The organism is Chamaesiphon sp. (assembly GCF_041737865.1).
Lineage (GTDB): Bacteria > Cyanobacteriota > Cyanobacteriia > Cyanobacteriales > Chamaesiphonaceae > Chamaesiphon.
On record NZ_JBGSQZ010000167.1, the window covers coordinates 1 to 16487 of the forward strand.

Genomic DNA, 16487 nt, shown 5'->3' on the forward strand with positions numbered 1-16487 from the left:
TCCCTGATGCTGTTCTAAAGCCTGAACTCCTTGCTAAAAAATGGTTTTGTTGCAAATATTCTCACTCGATCGCTTGAATCTGGCGATCGAGTGCAAGGGTTCTGAGCCTTTCAACGTCAAAACCTTGCACTTAATTTCTGAGAAAAGGCTCAAAACCCTTGCAGTGATTGGCTTGCTGAGATCTTCAGCAAGCCCTACATAAGCTTTCTGGTAAGTGTTTCTTGAAAGAGGCTACCGCCAACGTAAATCCTTAACCTAAACTCACGTTAGTTAAGTAACCCCCAACTGCGATCTAGAGTGGAGAGAACGCCGCTCTAAGCTAGCACACCAGACATCCATCTGAAGGGCGAGTTTGAGGGGCGGCGTTCCGCTGTCTCGATCGCTAAACCCTCGGCACAGCCGAGGAGTGCACATCGCTGCCGATTGGCTTGATACAAGCAGTTACGCATGAGGCTTAATAATCATCACAAACCCTCGCGGACAAAAATCAGCGGCAACAACGCCACCAACCGCAACACCCCAGACAAAGCAAATAGCCCCAACAAGCCACCATAACCAAATTCAATCCAAAGACCTCCAGCCGCAGTACCAACCCCCCACTGACGCCAGCACCCGCCGCTGCGATCCCAAAATAGGTAGCCTGATGGGGATGGGGAGCAATATCGATCTGAAGATTATTAGAACACAGATCGATCGCCGCAGATGTCGCTCCAGCAATGAGATGGAGTAATGGCAGCCAGAACCAGATCGACAATGAATTATCCCCAGTCACCAACCAGAGCAGTGGGAACAGGGCAAACATGATGCCGACACCGATCAGAATCGGACGATTGCCAATTCGATCGGCCAACCTACCCCAAAACATCAATAGCAGCAGATTTGCGCCAGCAGAGAGGCTATTGTAAAGAGCTACTTGAGTGAGATCGAGATTTAATTCATTCAGCAAATAGACATTGAAAAATGGGGCACTGAGATTGACCGCAAATGTCCACAAAGTGAAGTAGAGTAGGAACTTGAGAAAGTTGGGGTCTTGCCAACAATCGATCGGCAGGATCTGAGGTACTGATTCGCCAACAATTGCCATCGAACATTGCGATCCTGTCAGGGGATTTATATCCACTATAAAATTTTGAAACCACAGGCTGACTAATCCTGAAATAATCCCCAGCATCAGCACCAAACTATAGCCCTGAACTGAACCGCCTTTCCACTGAGAGATCGCAAATCCCATCAATGGCACCGAAATCAGATTAGTCAAATTTGCCGCACTATTGCGCCGCCCAAAGTAGCGTCCTCGCAATCGATCGGGTACCAATGCCGCCATCCAACTCAACCACGCAGCACTTCCCAGCGCACCCAGAAAGCAGCTCGCCGTGGCTATGCCTAAAGTCACCAAAACTAACAATGGTGAATCATTACTCTGCCCAATCTGAAAAATCGCCACCGCCAAACCCACCCAAAGCGATCGCGAGATCCCATATATCCACAGACAATAACTATGTCGGCTCGTCGTTTGTTCGGCAAAATACGCGCCAATTGGCTGCATCAGATTTGCCAACATTGGAATCGAGGCGAGTAAGCCGATCTCGGTGGAATTAGCACCGAGTTCTAGCAAAAAATTCGTCAGCAGTACGCCACTTGTGATGTTCAAGAATACCGCCGCAAATACCCCATCGATCGTTGACGCTTCTAAACTCGTCCTAATTTCGGCTTTACTCGCAACTAACTGGAGCGATTTTGATTTGACTAGTTCTGTGGGGGCGAGTTGGTTCAGCTCTCCTGTATTGGAGGTAATCGAGGCTAATTCAGCCAGATTGGTTGAGGCGATCGCCTCTACAGATTCAAAATTCACAGGCGGTACCTCGCAGCGATCGGGAGCTATCCCACAGCTTGGCATAGTTTCGATCCTAATTATCACTACCATCTGGGGGTACCCAAACAGCTCCGCTTTGGCTAATATTTATCCAACAGTAAACGTGGGCATACTCATAGCCTGGGTGTTTAGATATTTTTGCCCAAAAACTCGACCAACTCTAGCAACTTATCCCAAGCGACACCACTGCGTAATACTGTTTGGGCGATCGCGATCGACTTCTGATGTTCGCCAATCGGGACGATCCCACCCACTTGGAGAGCCAGTGCTGCATTCAGTGCCACGACATCTCGCTGCATGGGAGTACCCTTACCTTGCAAAATCGCAGTGAGAATCGCGGCATTTTCAGTCACATCGCCACCTTTGAGTGCAGTAATCGGTGCGGGGGTAAGCCCCAATGCTACCGGATCGATACTGGTGAGTTTTACCTGTCCATTAGTTAAGATTGCCAAGTCTGTCAGATCGCCCAAACCCGCTTCATCCAAGCGTTCGCGTCCGTGGAGAACGATCGCTTGCCCAGTGCCTAAAATACCTGCTGCTATCGCGATCGTTTCCAGCAGATGGGATGAAAATACGCCGATAATTTGTCCCGTCGGACGCAGGGGATTGACAAGTGGGCCGATCAGATTGAATACTGTCCGAATCTTTAACTCTTGCCGCAAGGGTGCTACAGCCTTCAGCGCGGGATGCCAACCCGCTGCAAATAGAAAAGTAATCCCCACCGTATCTAGAGCCGCTGTCACACGATCGGCAGGAGCTAACAAATGTACGCCCAGAGCCTCCAGTACGTCCGCAGAGCCGACGCGACTCGATGCCGACCTACTCCCGTGTTTTGCTACTTTTACCCCTGCTGCTGCGGCAACAAACGCCACTGCTGTAGAAATATTGAAAGTCGATGCCCCATCCCCACCAGTGCCACAGGTATCGATGACTGGAACGGGATGCTCGATCGTCGGAGCTTGCAAAACTTGTGCCATCCCAGCTAGTTCGGCAGCGGTGATTTTTTTCGCTTCTATTGCCGCCAAGATCGCCCCAGACAGGACAGGCGGAATCTCACCTCTCAACCATCCCTGCATCAGCTTGGTAGCTTGTGGTTGGCTCAAGGACTCGCGATCGAGTAGTTGTTGGAGTAGTTGCGACCAGATGGCGGTTTCGGTAAACATGGCGGAGGCGATCTTAAATTAATTGATAATTGATAATTGGGTCTTTAAGCTCATAGATTGAGAGACTATCAGTTTTGGATCTTACTCCCTTTACAGTGACAAGTTAGAGATCCGAGGTAGTGAGTGAATGGCGATTTGCGATACGTAGGAAAACCCTAGTGCAACTATCAACTATCAACTATCAACTGTCATCAATCCTTCTAACCACCATAAAATTGCCCAAACGAGTGGGACGGTAGCCGCCAAACCGAGCCAGAAGTTGTGGGCAAATTGGGTCGATCGATCGAGTGCCCAACCACCCAATGGTGGCCCGATGGCGTAGCCGACTGCCCAACAGAGCGAATTAATCGAGGTATAGACACCACGTAAAGAAGATGGCGCGAGATCGGCAATCAGGGCGGAAGCTGTAGGAGTATAAGCGACGATCGCTAGTGCAAATAATCCTAAGCCTAAACTCGCCCACAAAAGTTGATAACTACTAATCGTTCCAGTAATAGTTATACAAACAAAACCTAAGATCCAAAAGCCACCGGAAATCATCAACGATCGAGAGTGACTCAATTTTTGTAATAGTTTCAGAACTGGGAGCTGAAAGGCAATCGTCATCAGTAAATGTCCCGTAAATAGGGTACTAATTACTTGAGGATTAAAGCCACGGGTAGTCGATTGGGTAACGAAACCACTAAAATATAGTGGTAAAGTAGTTTGGGTTTGAGAGATATATATAGTCAAGATAATATTGACAATAATATACACTAATAACCGTCGATCGCGTAATGCAGTTGTATAACCATCAAAAAATTTAACGGATCTTTTTTGCGATCGTAATGTTTCTTTAATCCCAACCGCGATCGTTAGTAAGAAAAAGCAAAACGAAATCCCATCGATCATAAATAGACTGCGGTATGCTCCTGTCGAGCTAATCAATAGCCCCCCAGCAATAATCCCCAGTCCCATCCCGACATTATCCGCCAAGCGGGTAATCGCATACGCAAATCTGCGCGTCTCCCCAGTTGTCAGATCGGCCACGATCGCCTCATTCGCAGGCCAGTATAAACCCAAACCGAAACCTTGGACGAGACAGCCAGCGATCAGCGTCGGGAAATCATTTGTTACTGCGAAAATACCACAGGCGATCGCTAAAACGACTGTAGATAATAATAAGACTGGTTTGCGTCCCCACCGATCGGCATAAGTCCCGCTAATCAACCGTCCAGCAATTCCTGAAATCGAGGCACTGCCTAATGCTAGTCCCACAGATGTCGCTGATAGTCCTACTTGCTGCACGAAAAAAATCGGGGCATAAAAAAGGGTGAAACCGCTACCAATTTCTGATAGCAACCGACCCAAAGCCAGAATCCAAATCTGTAGAGGTAGCTTGGACATATCGAGCCAGGGGTGGGGAAGATCGGGATGCGGAGTCAACATCTCGATCGACTCTGCATCTTTACTTTAACCCAAGTTGCTATCCATAACCCAAGCGGTCAAAAACCGCTACTAGGGGTAACAAAGTCCGTGTTCGCATTTGTACCCCTAGCGACGATTGAAATTGTAGGCACGATCCATCACGGCTAGTGCGAAGCGATCGGACTTATTCTCCAAGTGCCAAAATATCGATCCGGACTGCCCCGATCCCAGTATTTTTCAGACCGATGGCTTCCGCCGCACCAGCGGAAACATCAATCATCCGGCGACGATGAAAAGGGCCGCGATCGTTAATCCGAACTACGACTGCTTTACCAGTTATGATGCTGGTAACTCGGACTTTGGTACCAAAAGGTAAAGTCCGATGTGCTGCTGTCAAACCGCGAGGATTGTATCGTTCGCCATTAGCAGTCTTGGAACCAGCTTCACTGCCATACCAGGAAGCTTGTCCGGTATGGGTAGCAACAATTTTGTCGAGGGCTGGTTGTACTTTGTCAGGTTGCTCGATTTTTGCGCTTTCTGTTTCGATAGGCTGCGCCAAAGCCGCCGGAATCGATCGTCGAGCTGGAATATTTTGCCGTTTGGGTCGCTCTACTGGAATCGCAATACTCGGTTCTGGGGCGACGATATCGTTATCGATTTGCGCGATGACAGTCGCTACGATCTGCTGGGGTCGCTCATTGTCAAAAATAAATACAGGCAATCCAGCTTCAAAGCTAGGAGGATCCGATCGATTGTTGGCACCAGTAAAGATCGGTGCAACTTGCGGTACGGGAATGATTTCGGATCGCGGGGTGGATGTATCGATCGCTGTTGCAGCGAGAGTTTGCTGAGGTTGTGGAAGACGATCGATCTCAGCCTGAGCGGTGGTTGAATTAGTAATTATCGTTGGTCGAGCGCGATCGCTATGTACGACGAGAATAGGCGTAGTGGCTGTTTGACTGATAAATGATGTGAATGCTGGATTGGCTGCCCCAGTAGGTTGTGGCATAACGGCAGCGACTGGAGCCGCCGCTGAATTGATGCTGTTACCTAGAGGGTTCTGAGTTGAGACAATTGGTCTAGTAGCCTGGGACTTGGGATTGAAGATGGATGTTGATATGGGAGTTGCAGCGCGATCGAGGTGCCGATTCCTAAGCGGGATGAGTGTAGCCTTTTGACGCTGCTGGTGGCGATCGGCTAATGATGCGATGGTTGGAAGTTTACTGACTTGGGGAACCACTTGGTTCGCTACTTGTAGTACAGCGTCAGTTTCGATTTCGGAGACTGTCAGTGGGGTAATCGTTGGCAACGATTGGGGTGAAGGGCTATAGTTATCGCCAGCTTCTACTGAGGATGGTACTTTAGCCTGAACTTGAGCGATCGGTGCCAATACCGCAGTCAGGATTAATGTGCTTAGACAAGTCCAACGATGTTGATTCATATCTGATGAGGGAAAACAATATTGTGTAAAATTGACGCTCTCGTAGCAACGATGTGATGCCGATGGCGATCGCCATACGTCAAACCCGCGCAGAACTTTACCGTTGGTGCTTACATTTGCTCAACCTACATTTAACAGCTAATCCACCGACCTGGTAGCGATTAGCTGCTTACAGGTTGGCAAATCCGATTGACCAATTTTACCTGCTTTGAGTGACAAATAAGTATTGTTTAATCTGTCAATACTCAATTTCACAGCTTCTAGATATCAATATACCCTCAGAATCATCATTACTCTCAACTACTCTCTTTTCTAGTGTCAAATTAGGTTAGGGTTGTGAGTAGATGGCTTGCACTGTTGGCGATAGCCTGCCTTAGGCAATGCGTAGCCGTTGGCGTTGGCGAAAGCTGTCCGTTAGGTGGTAGCCTGCCGTAGGCATAGTGTGACTGGTGGATCGATTCGGCAGAGCCGACGCTACGCGAACGGGGTGGGAAGAAAATAAGAACGTTGGATCTGGATTAGCGACTGTATGGATCGATGTAATGATAAATCCTGATTTACAACATTGATATCGATTATCTATCTAACGACTACGACGACCTTGACGACGACCTTCTCCACCACCTAAAATTTCCATGTGGACTGTGCCGACACCATAACTGGTCAAACCGATCGCCCGTGCGGCACCGATCGAAAGGTCGATCGCCCGTCCGCCGATAAATGGCCCGCGATCGTTGATTCGCACTACAACGGATTTTCCAGTATTTGGACTTGTCACACGGACTCTGGTACCAAAAGGTAAAGTGCGGTGAGCCGCAGTCAAACCACCTGGATTGTATCTTTCGCCATTTGCAGTCATTGGGCCACCTTCATTTGCTCCGCCGCCGTAAAAAGAAGCTTGCCCGACAGCTTGAGCGATCGACTGTTTTGATATGACTGAAACATGAGATTGAGTGGAGTTGACTGATGTTGTCGCCGAGGCTGCTGTTGCGATTGTCAGCGTTGCTACCAGAGCAGTTAATCCAGTCAAAGTTTGGTAATTCATATGCCTATTGTGAAACGTTTTTATCTTTGAGATTTAGCTCGGATCTACCATATTTTCAGGGATAATTCACCGATTGCTAGCTCATACTTGTTCCGTGTTCACCTCGGTGTGAGGAACGTTTGGTCTACCATAACACGAAGTTTTTTATAAAAATATTGTTCTATATCCTTGACAAATCGAGTTTTGTATGTTCCCAAAAAATGACGATCGAGTCCCAAAAGTCCGAGCGATCCCCACCAACCCCAGCTTTGAGCAATGCGACCACCAGCATTTTTAAATCAGGAAAAATGATATGTTACATTTATTTGTATATATTATTCAAATATTTATTCAGTCCAAATAGGGTTGACAGGGTTGAGATATTTACAAATTTTTTATTAAAAATTTATTAAATTCATGTCGATGGCGACTAAATCTGTAAATCAAAAGACTAGATTCGATCGTTACTCGCTGAACTGTGACAAATTAGACATCTAATGTAGGGGTGGATGGTGAACGGTGGATGGTGAAAGGTGAATCATCAATGCCTAATCGATAGATGTGAGGATCGACAAGATCTCGGCGATTCTCCTGAGACAGAGGCAAAGCAGGGAACGACAACATGCTGTAACTGGCTGCTGAAAAAGCTAAATTGCTAAACCCAGATTTGCGGTCGGTAAAGCGATCGCTGTAAAATGCCTATGCCGATCGTCTACGGGGTCAGATATGGATTATCAACAAGCAGGTGTCGATGTGGTAGCGGGGAGGGCGTTTGTTGAAAACATCAAAAACCTCGTCCAAAGCACCCATCGCCCAGGAGTTTTAGGCGGTTTCGGTGGCTTTAGCGGCTGGTTTGAGCTGCCATCTGGCTACCAGCAGCCAGTCCTAGTATCGGGTACAGATGGAGTAGGAACCAAGCTCAAAATCGCTCAAGAATTAGACAATCATGCTTCGATCGGGATCGATTTAGTCGCAATGTGCGTAAATGATATTCTGACGTGCGGTGCCGAACCGCTATACTTCCTCGATTATTTGGCAACTGGCAAACTCAACTCTACCCAACTTACGCAGGTAGTAGCCGGAATTGCCGATGGTTGTCGTCAAGCTGGTTGCGCGCTTTTGGGTGGTGAGACTGCGGAGATGCCAGGATTTTATCAATTAGGTGAGTACGATCTGGCTGGCTTTACCGTGGGAATTGTTGAAAAAAGCAAGATGCTTGATGGTTCGCAGATCCAAATCGGTGATGTGGCGATCGGCTTAGCTAGCAGTGGTATTCATAGTAATGGCTACAGTCTGGTACGGAAGATTGTCAGCGATGGCGGCTATGGGTGGGAGGATGCTCCCAGTCGCTTGGAAGGGAAAAATCTGGGGACTGTGTATCTAACTCCCACTCAAATATATGTGAAGCCGATTTTAGCAGCGATCGAGCAACAATTGCCCATTCATGGGATGGCGCATATTACGGGCGGTGGTTTACCCGAAAATTTACCGCGCTGTTTAGGTGCTAACCATTCGATCGCGATCGATCTTCAGAGTTGGCAGATTCCGGCGGCGTTTCAATGGTTGGCTGAGGCGGGAAATGTGGCACCTGTAGATATGTTCAATACTTTTAATATGGGGATTGGATATGTAGTTATTGTCCCAGCGGCGGCGGTGGGTAAAGCGATTGCGTTTTTCAAGTCCCAAGGGATTTCTAGCTATGCGATTGGGACTGTGGTTGCTGGCGATCGATCTTTGATTGGGATACCTGGTTAAATAGTTGACAGTGATTCGCGCACCGTCGTTTTCCGACGGTGTGCGCTACCCTCTACCCTCTAGAGCTTATCCCTGTTAAGGTGACTATTTGTACTAAGCAGAGCGGTAAACGAACAGAATTTGTGGGTGGCGATTTTCTTGGTGTGGGCAAAACCCGGATCTGGGGGTTGTCTTGATTCGCTAGACCCTCGGGAAACCCGAGGAGCGCGAATCGCTCCGACCCCCAGACCCCCCGTTGTGAGGCGGAACGCCGCCCCTCAAACTCCCCTGCGTAAGGGTTAGATTGTTGGTAGCGTAACGCGCTTCGCATTGGTGCTTGGACTTTGGATTCATAGTACACGTATCTGTAGGTTGGGTAGAGCAAGGCGAAACCCAACAGCCCCAAATACCCCCTACCCTCTAAAGCCTAAAGCCTAAAGCCTAAAGCCTACCCTCCTCCAAATCGATTTCGTCGGTGATGAGATTTACGCCGAGCCAGTTGCTGAGTTCTATGGCTAGCCATTTAATTTCGCGCTCGGTGAGATCTTGTCCGGTGCTGAGGATGCGGATCGGATCGATCTGACGTAGCTCTAGCAATAGACTGACTTTGGGGACTTCTAGATCGGGATGCTGGTAGTTATCGACGATGACTTGACTGATTTCCTTGGTTTTGAGGTGTTTAGGACGACCGCGATCGAATCCGTAGAGATGCTCAGATAAGGTAAATTGATGACGATCGATCGTCACGAGTGTTGTTGATAGAAATTTATCAGCTAGATCGAATGATAGGTGCAATCCGGTTTTTAATAAGAAAAATGTCGCTGGTAGCACAAACATCAAACCCACCCCCAACCCAATCTTGACTCCTGCTTCCGTACTGGGATTTGTCAGCTTTATTGACATGTAAATCGTGAGGACGATTAGTACCAAAACGAGCAAGTCTACACCACCAGCCAATCCGAGTTGATGTGTGGCAATGCGATCGGGTCGAAATCGTGCCGGAATCGTTACTTGCAGCCGATCGGCTTTACTCGTAAGTTGAATTTTACTGCTTGATGGTTGACGCATGATAGATCGGTTGAGAGTTGAAAGTCAATCGTGACAACGGATATTTTTGGTCTTTGTCGTTACGCTGTCGTCTGGTGAAGGCAATCGCCAAAAGCTCGGATTGTGCTAGTTTGTGCGGTTTAATTTAAGTGGGGATTTTGATTTGAAGGAGATCGAGTATCGACGGCTGCACGGTTGCTGGCGAGATTGAGACTACTAAGCTGTTGTTGCAATGGTTGGCTACGATCGATCGCGATCCCTGCTCCAGTAGGGGTAAATCGCTCCTGAGTCCACAAGATCCAGCGACTACCAGCCGGAAGTGTTTCTACTTGTTGTGGTTGACTAGTGAGGCAAATTACGGGGACTGATGGTATTTGTGTCTGTGCGGGTTCTGCCATTTGGACTGCGGCGAGGGTTTCTAGAACTCGCTGTGTGCCAGAAATTAGACCAGTTCCCGCAGTTGAGAGTTTGACATTGAGACGGGCATCAGCATAGAAATACAGCGTACAAGCCACAATGACGGCTTGCTCAAAGTCGGCTGCATTCCAATTTGCCCCACTGTCGAGATAAATAATCAGATCTTGTCCGCCGCGATCGATTTCGAGTTCGCGGACCTGAAACTCGCCATATCGGGCACTCGTGCGCCAATGAATCGATCGCATCGGATCGCCATAACGGTATGGACGCAACGATCGAGTTATCCCCTCATTGGCTGATTCGAGATGACGATTGGAAAACTGTCGATCCGATCTATCTGTACTCCCCATCTCGTCTATGAGTGGACAGCGATCGAGTTTGAGTGCTTGGGGATATACATAAGCGATCGCCGGGACTTGCCGAAATCGTTGGCACCAAAATAACCCGATCGGCGCACCACTACGGATCGCAACTTTTTCCCACTGATACACTCCCCGCTGCTCGGTAGCCATGCGATATACCCATCGATACTTATTTTGAGGTAAAACTTGCTCTACCGTCGTTACAGGCGGATTCAACCTGCGTAATGTCGTGAGATCCTGAACTTGAAACAAAGCTTGTAAGTGTTGGGTAGGATTGTGAATAGTCAGGGCGATCTCTAATTCTGTCCCAGCGGTAACTGGCAAAATTGGTTCGCGGGTGATGGTGATAGCTCTAATCGATCGAGCGGGTAAAACTGCGCCCACTCCTAGTAATGCCATTCCTACGCCACTCAACACGTATAGCCAGCCAGCCATCGTATTCGTCGCCGCGCCAAAGAAGCAAATTGTCAGGATCGTCAACAACCATGCAGCATAGGCGGGATTTGCCCAGTTAGTTTCCAGCCAGTTTGTAATACGGTTGAGCATGAGGATTTAGATTTAGCGATCGAAATTAGCCATTGATACTATTTAGAGTACCCACGAATAATCGTTGAGGTCGCCTCTGAAGCAGAATCGATCCGAATCTACCCAAACGCGGTAAGATTTTTATCTATGTGCCCTACGTATGACGACAATTTACGGTAATTGTCTTTTCCCAAAGCTGCACCAGCACTAAGAGGGTGTTTGAAAAGTTTTATTTGTTACAAGCGTAGGCTATCAATCCCCCTGTCTTGTCGTTTTTTTATTCGGGGGTTTCCCCCGAATAAAAACGCCGCTAAATCCCCCTTAAAAAGGGGGACTTTGACTCTTACTCCCCCTTTTTAAGGGGGCTGGGGGGATTAAATCTATACTTTTCAAACAGCCTCTAACATCACTGTCTTGCCGATCGCATCAATAGGTTTGGTGCCAATTGACAGCGATCGATCCACTGTCCACCGTATGAAGTATTCATGGCGATCCAACTTTATCAGAGTGTTTCGGCTTATTACCATCGAACAGCGATAATTATCTTACTGGCTGGCTTTTTAGTAAGATTATTTATCTCAATCTGGCTCAATCCAGGATTTGATGAAGCCTATTATTATCTCTATACTCTTCATCCCGATTGGAGTTATTTCGATCATCCCCCACTTGTTGCTTTTACTACAGGGATTGGGGTGTGGTTGACTGGGCAAGTCTCTCAGTTCACAATTCGGATTGGGACATTACTGTTCTACACTGGCTCATTAATTTTTCTTTATTTAGCTGCGCTCAGATTATACACGCTGCAACTTGCCATTAATACACTCGCGATCGCCTCAGCAATTCCGATCTTTCAGATTGCTTTTGGGATCTTGAATATTCCCGATACGCCCCTATTATTTTTCTGGGCAATATCTCTATGGTTGGCTACCCAAGAATTTTTTGACTATCGCGTCTATCGACCAAGTTTCCGATTGACGTTGCTCTGTTTGACTGTTGGATTGGCATGTTTGGGTAAATATCATGGCTTTATTTTAGGCTTTAGTTTGATTGGGTTTTGTTTGTTTAATCCACATTACCGTCGCGCTTTCCGCTCTCGTTGGTTCTTAATTGGTATCCCTATTTTCTTACTGACAATTTCACCAGTACTGTACTGGAATATCAGCCATGATTGGGTATCTTTTCGGTTTCAATCAGAACGTGCTGTGCCCAATAGTAGTTATCAGATCGAGCGAGTTGTAGTTACCCTCTTGGTTGAGATGCTGTATCTATTTCCCACTTTTGGGTTTCCATTATTGTGGGCGGTTGTCCGCTCGACGATCCAACAACTGCGGAATTTTAAATGGCAACAATATCCTAGTAATCGATCGGGCGATCGTGAGTGGGAATTAGACAAAAGAAGCTTATTATTATGGCTTTCATTACCATCTATCTTGGGATTTACGATTATTTCTGGCTATCAACAGATTCTACCTGCTTGGAAGATGCCTGGATATTGGTCGGCAACAATGTTACTCGCCGAACGGATCTCAATTAACCGCCATTACGCTCATTCACGCATTCCTTATCGCTGGTTTTTTGGATCGATCGCGGTAATTCTATTATTACTCTCGATCGCGCTGTCTCATGTTGCGCTGGGTGCATTCCAAACTCCAGGTAAGTCGTCAATATTTGGATTGTTGCCAATCAAAACTGACAATTCTACCCAAATCTTTGATATTCAGCAGCTCCGGCAAGGGTTTGTCAATAATAATAAATTAAATCTCGCGTTGAAGAAAGCAGATTTTGTCTTTACCAATCGCTACTATTTGGGCGGACAAATCGGCATGGCGATCGAACCTATCTTTCACAAACCCCTCACTTGTCTCGATCCCGATCCGCGTGGTTTTGCTTTTTGGTCGAAACCAAAGCAATGGATCGGTAAAAATGCCATCTATTTGGGTACCAAAACTTTTGAAGTCGATCTAGATGCTAAAAATCGCTATCCGAGCTATTTCAAAAAAATCATAAAATTAGGTGAAATCCCGATCCGTCGGGGGGGCGAAGTAGTGGAAACCTTTAGTGTTTATCAAGCCCAAACTATGCTCAGAGCATTTCCTCGTCCCTATGGGAATTAATCAGATCTACCCTCGCCCCCACATTGCCCCTACACAACGAGGATCGGACACGATCGAACATTCTGGCTTAGATTCGATCGCTTCTAGCTACTTTTGGTGAATGTTAATGAGAGCAACCTCATTCAACAATTCTATGGATTCCGCTACCACACAAGAAAAGCTGGTCGATTTTCAGCATCTGATAGCTGTCGAAACAGCTCGCAAGCAAATTAGGAATGCACAGCTACTCACCGTCTTCACCGGAGTCGCCGTAATTGCCGCTTGGCTGGTAGGTACGTTCGTGGCGAATATATCAGGAGGTAGCGTAAATCAATCGGGATCGGGGTATTACTGGACTTTGGAAGTACTGTTTATCTTTGGGATGGGCTATGGCATCTCTCGATACAATGTACTGTGTAGCAGACTGATGTTTGGATACTCTGTCGTGGGTGCGCTCCACGCGTTGTTGACGATTGGAGTTACGTCTTTGGGGATTTCTGCCAGGATTGGTGCGCTGTCATATAAAATTTACGCGCTGTACTATTTATGGATTGGGATCGATGCTATGCAAAGATACCATCTACTAATGAAAAAAGAACGCTCATTGGCAGCAGATGGAGCTGTAAACACACGTAGTCAATTTACCGAGCAAGACGCGCTCCAGCCGAGATCTGCACCTGCTGAACCACTAAATCCGACACCAGAATTAGTGGGATTGTGTGGTGGAGATAGTACCCAAGCTCAGTGGCTGTTATCCAAAGCCAAAAGCAAGCACCCCGATCGATCGGTAGCATGGTGCAATCAACAAGTCATCGAGCAATTATCTACCTAAAAATTTCGCTGTCTTGATTCGCTTGCTTGGTGCGCTAAACCCTACGTGTGGCGAATCGCTCTCTTGAAAAGGTGCTTCACTTGGGCAAAGCCCAAGAACGCACTGTTCGCTGTCAACTGTCAACTGTCAACTATCAACTGTTAGATCATCCATGTCTACTCATTCATCGGTTACGCCACCACCAGATCTGTATGTTGCTGTCAATGGTGTGAATACTCGTTATTGGCAAATGGGCGATCGTGGGAGTAAAATCGTCTTGCTACATGGCGGGAATGGATCGATCGAGTTTTGGCTCTATAATATTGCCGCTCTAGCTCAACATCACCAGGTGTATGCTTTTGATATGGTGGGTTCTGGGAAGTCTGACTATCCCGATGGCTCTTATTCACTGGGTTATCAAGCCGAATTCCTGCATGACTTCATGTCTGCGTTGGCGATCGATTCGGCTACTTTAATCGGCAATTCGATGGGAGGTGGTGTAGCTTTGGAATTTACCAGATTATATCCCGATCGTGTAGACAAATTAGTATTAGTCGATAGTATGGGATTGGGTCGAGAAATTAGTATGGGAATTCGGTTGATTACTTTACCTGCGATCGTTAATTTGCTACGTCCAGGACGCTGGATGATTCCAGCGATGTTAAAATCTAATTTTCACAATTCCGATCGACTACCTCCAGAATGGATCGAGTTTCGCTACCCAATTTTTGCGATTCCAGGGCGAAATCAGGTGATTCTAAGGCTCGGACAAAGTAATTTTAATTTAGCTGGTGTTCGGGCTGAGGTTTATCAACCGATCGTTGATAGTCTAGCTCGGATTACCCAGAAAACATTAATTATCTGGGGAGAGTGCGATCGAATTATTCCTGTCAAACATGCCTATACTGCTGTTGAAGGGTTGCCTAATTCTCAATTAGAGATATTTCCCAATTGTGGGCATCATCCCTATCTAGAGTATCCGGCTAAATTCAATCGATTAGTTTTGGATTTTCTAACAGCATTAAAAATCGGAGCGATAATACCGATCGCTCCAATTAAAAAATAAATTTTTAAATCTTGAATAACTTACAGATTTCCACTAACTTGTGGATCTGAATTTCTTTGACCGACATCTGATGATTCCAAGATTGCATTGTAGAAGAATCCAGCCGCGATCGCGCCCAAAATAGGTGCAAGCCAAAAGAGCCATACTTGCCCAAATAATTCCATTTTTCCACCTATTAGTCCTACTATCAAAGCGGGTCCTGTGCTTCTAGCTGGATTCACGGATGTATTGGTGACGGGGATAATGATGAGGTGAATTAGTGCTAGCATCAATCCGATCGCAATCGGTGCAAAACCTTGAGGTGCTCGGCGATCGGTAGCACCTAATATTACTAGCAAGAACATAAATGTCATCACAACTTCAGCAATAAAGCAAGATAACAGGTTATATCCTTGGGGCGAGTGAACACCAAACCCATTTGTCGCTAGCGGATTACTTCCTGCGAATGCAAAACCAGTCTTACCGGATGCAATGATGTAAATCAGGAATGCTGACACAATTGCCCCACCGACTTGAGCGATAATATAAGGTAATAATTCCGATGCTGGGAATCTCTTACCAGCCCACAAGCCAAAAGAGACAGCGGGATTGAGATGACAACCAGAGATATGTCCGATCGCATATGCCATCGTCAAGACTGTCAACCCAAACGCAAATGACACCCCGATGGTGCCAATCCCTAAGGAAGCTGCGGCGATCTTGGTGTCAGGTGCCGCTTGAGCACTAAGATCTGTATAAGCTGCTGCAAGTACAGCACTACCACAGCCGCCGAGTACCAACCAGAAGGTACCAAAAAATTCGGCAATACAACGTTTTGTTAAAGGCATACTTGTCTACTACATTTACGGTAGGAATTACGATCATTGTCATGGGTAAATCCAATTAGATCCCTACCGCGTAACATTTAGTAATGTTTTAGCTTCAGAGCGTAGATTTATGCTACTAACATCGGTACCCACGTTGAATCGTTCGTCGATGACAATCGATGCTGGTATTCTCCTACAGCGATCTAGCAGTAGGAGCTTCTGTGGCGAAGCTACGGTAAGTTTCAGCCCGTTTTAGTCTATATTGATACTGACGATCTCGATTAAGCATTAACCTGAACTTGTCCATCGACAACTTGAGTGGAAAAAGTCTGTAATTTTACAGTCACATCGTCCAAACATTCGCCTGTCAACAGACTAAAATTTTGCTTGTAGATCGGTGATGCGACTTTGGGAATGCCATGGCGATCGCCGACAATACCTCTCGATAAAACGTATGCTTTACTAAAGGGATCGTAATTGTCGATCGCGTAGACATCCAGCCCTTCACCAACTCTAAATACGGCGATCTGTCGATCGTTTACTAAAGCACAAACGCCTGTGTTTGGTAAAATTCGCTCTAGGGGACAGATCGTTGTCCACTTTTGAGTTGGCTGAATTGATTCTGTTTGTGACATGAAATTTGTGATTTGTTAAAAAGCATCGACTAAGGGCAACCAAAAGGGATTGCCCCTACAAAATTATTGTGCGGATTCGATGT

General features: G+C 46.7%; 14 protein-coding genes and 1 pseudogene. 5 read left to right on the plus strand and 10 right to left on the minus strand.

Going from position 1 to position 16487, the window contains the following annotated elements:
- Positions 1 to 40: 40 nt before the first annotated feature.
- Positions 41 to 202, plus strand: a complete 162-nt coding sequence (locus ACEW9J_RS12645; protein ID WP_373545475.1) for a hypothetical protein — start codon at positions 41 to 43, stop codon at positions 200 to 202.
- A 68-nt stretch (positions 203 to 270) separates the two neighbouring features.
- Here ACEW9J_RS12645 and ACEW9J_RS12650 read toward each other — a convergent pair whose 3' ends face one another.
- The 6 genes and pseudogenes from ACEW9J_RS12650 to ACEW9J_RS12675 all read right to left on the minus strand — a co-directional run.
- On the minus strand, positions 271 to 414 hold the full coding sequence (locus ACEW9J_RS12650; RefSeq protein ID WP_373545476.1) for a hypothetical protein: 144 nt from the start codon (positions 412 to 414) through the stop codon (positions 271 to 273).
- A 73-nt stretch (positions 415 to 487) separates the two neighbouring features.
- On the minus strand, positions 488 to 1897 hold the full coding sequence (locus ACEW9J_RS12655; protein WP_373545477.1) for an MFS transporter: 1410 nt from the start codon (positions 1895 to 1897) through the stop codon (positions 488 to 490).
- A gap of 104 nt (positions 1898 to 2001) precedes the next feature.
- Entirely contained in the window at positions 2002 to 3036 is a 1035-nt protein-coding gene (trpD, locus tag ACEW9J_RS12660; protein ID WP_373545478.1) for an anthranilate phosphoribosyltransferase, read from the minus strand.
- Between the two features lie 174 nt (positions 3037 to 3210).
- Positions 3211 to 4464 (minus strand): MDR family MFS transporter, encoded by a 1254-nt coding sequence (locus ACEW9J_RS12665; RefSeq protein ID WP_373545479.1) that lies wholly within the window; start codon positions 4462 to 4464, stop codon positions 3211 to 3213.
- A gap of 163 nt (positions 4465 to 4627) precedes the next feature.
- Positions 4628 to 5884: a septal ring lytic transglycosylase RlpA family protein gene (locus ACEW9J_RS12670; protein WP_373545480.1), complete on the minus strand. Its 1257-nt coding sequence runs from the start codon at positions 5882 to 5884 to the stop codon at positions 4628 to 4630.
- Positions 5885 to 6467: 583 nt separating this feature from the next.
- A pseudogene (locus ACEW9J_RS12675) lies at positions 6468 to 6788 on the minus strand (septal ring lytic transglycosylase RlpA family protein); the annotation flags it as partial.
- 846 nt (positions 6789 to 7634) lie between these two features.
- Here ACEW9J_RS12675 and purM point away from each other — a divergent pair.
- Positions 7635 to 8663 carry a phosphoribosylformylglycinamidine cyclo-ligase gene (gene purM, locus ACEW9J_RS12680; RefSeq protein WP_373545481.1) on the plus strand — a complete coding sequence of 343 codons (1029 nt, stop codon included), beginning with the start codon at positions 7635 to 7637 and terminating at the stop codon, positions 8661 to 8663.
- Between the two features lie 420 nt (positions 8664 to 9083).
- Here purM and ACEW9J_RS12685 read toward each other — a convergent pair whose 3' ends face one another.
- Complete coding sequence (locus ACEW9J_RS12685; protein WP_373545482.1) at positions 9084 to 9710, minus strand: hypothetical protein; 627 nt, start codon at positions 9708 to 9710, stop codon at positions 9084 to 9086.
- A 119-nt stretch (positions 9711 to 9829) separates the two neighbouring features.
- Positions 9830 to 11014, minus strand: coding sequence for a DUF58 domain-containing protein (locus ACEW9J_RS12690; protein WP_373545483.1), 1185 nt, complete (start codon positions 11012 to 11014; stop codon positions 9830 to 9832).
- Between the two features lie 464 nt (positions 11015 to 11478).
- On the opposite strand from ACEW9J_RS12690, the gene ACEW9J_RS12695 reads away from it, so the two are divergent.
- The 3 genes from ACEW9J_RS12695 to ACEW9J_RS12705 all read left to right on the plus strand — a co-directional run bounded on the left by ACEW9J_RS12695 (position 11479) and on the right by ACEW9J_RS12705 (position 14963).
- Positions 11479 to 13107 (plus strand): ArnT family glycosyltransferase, encoded by a 1629-nt coding sequence (locus ACEW9J_RS12695; RefSeq protein WP_373545484.1) that lies wholly within the window; start codon positions 11479 to 11481, stop codon positions 13105 to 13107.
- Between the two features lie 133 nt (positions 13108 to 13240).
- The gene (locus ACEW9J_RS12700; protein ID WP_373545485.1) at positions 13241 to 13918 is read left to right on the plus strand and encodes a hypothetical protein; all 678 of its coding nucleotides are present in this window, start codon (positions 13241 to 13243) and stop codon (positions 13916 to 13918) included.
- Positions 13919 to 14069: 151 nt separating this feature from the next.
- The gene (locus tag ACEW9J_RS12705) at positions 14070 to 14963 is read left to right on the plus strand and encodes an alpha/beta fold hydrolase (RefSeq protein ID WP_373545486.1); all 894 of its coding nucleotides are present in this window, start codon (positions 14070 to 14072) and stop codon (positions 14961 to 14963) included.
- 20 nt (positions 14964 to 14983) lie between these two features.
- On the opposite strand, the gene aqpZ is transcribed toward ACEW9J_RS12705, so the two are convergent.
- Entirely contained in the window at positions 14984 to 15790 is an 807-nt protein-coding gene (gene aqpZ, locus ACEW9J_RS12710) for an aquaporin Z (protein WP_373545487.1), read from the minus strand.
- A 260-nt stretch (positions 15791 to 16050) separates the two neighbouring features.
- Positions 16051 to 16404 (minus strand): nitrite reductase small subunit NirD, encoded by a 354-nt coding sequence (gene nirD, locus ACEW9J_RS12715; RefSeq protein ID WP_373545488.1) that lies wholly within the window; start codon positions 16402 to 16404, stop codon positions 16051 to 16053.
- Positions 16405 to 16487 lie beyond the last annotated feature (83 nt).

What these genes read in the sequence shown, in the direction of transcription:
- ACEW9J_RS12645 (WP_373545475.1), top strand. Translation starts at nt 41, where the DNA reads ATGGTTTTGTTGCAAATATTCTCACTCGATCGCTTGAATCTGGCGATC.
- ACEW9J_RS12650 (WP_373545476.1), bottom strand. Translation starts at nt 414, where the DNA reads ATGTGCACTCCTCGGCTGTGCCGAGGGTTTAGCGATCGAGACAGCGGA.
- ACEW9J_RS12655 (WP_373545477.1), bottom strand. Translation starts at nt 1,897, where the DNA reads ATGCCAAGCTGTGGGATAGCTCCCGATCGCTGCGAGGTACCGCCTGTG.
- trpD (WP_373545478.1), bottom strand. Translation starts at nt 3,036, where the DNA reads ATGTTTACCGAAACCGCCATCTGGTCGCAACTACTCCAACAACTACTC.
- ACEW9J_RS12665 (WP_373545479.1), bottom strand. Translation starts at nt 4,464, where the DNA reads ATGTTGACTCCGCATCCCGATCTTCCCCACCCCTGGCTCGATATGTCC.
- ACEW9J_RS12670 (WP_373545480.1), bottom strand. Translation starts at nt 5,884, where the DNA reads ATGAATCAACATCGTTGGACTTGTCTAAGCACATTAATCCTGACTGCG.
- purM (WP_373545481.1), top strand. Translation starts at nt 7,635, where the DNA reads ATGGATTATCAACAAGCAGGTGTCGATGTGGTAGCGGGGAGGGCGTTT.
- ACEW9J_RS12685 (WP_373545482.1), bottom strand. Translation starts at nt 9,710, where the DNA reads ATGCGTCAACCATCAAGCAGTAAAATTCAACTTACGAGTAAAGCCGAT.
- ACEW9J_RS12690 (WP_373545483.1), bottom strand. Translation starts at nt 11,014, where the DNA reads ATGCTCAACCGTATTACAAACTGGCTGGAAACTAACTGGGCAAATCCC.
- ACEW9J_RS12695 (WP_373545484.1), top strand. Translation starts at nt 11,479, where the DNA reads ATGGCGATCCAACTTTATCAGAGTGTTTCGGCTTATTACCATCGAACA.
- ACEW9J_RS12700 (WP_373545485.1), top strand. Translation starts at nt 13,241, where the DNA reads ATGGATTCCGCTACCACACAAGAAAAGCTGGTCGATTTTCAGCATCTG.
- ACEW9J_RS12705 (WP_373545486.1), top strand. Translation starts at nt 14,070, where the DNA reads ATGTCTACTCATTCATCGGTTACGCCACCACCAGATCTGTATGTTGCT.
- aqpZ (WP_373545487.1), bottom strand. Translation starts at nt 15,790, where the DNA reads ATGCCTTTAACAAAACGTTGTATTGCCGAATTTTTTGGTACCTTCTGG.
- nirD (WP_373545488.1), bottom strand. Translation starts at nt 16,404, where the DNA reads ATGTCACAAACAGAATCAATTCAGCCAACTCAAAAGTGGACAACGATC.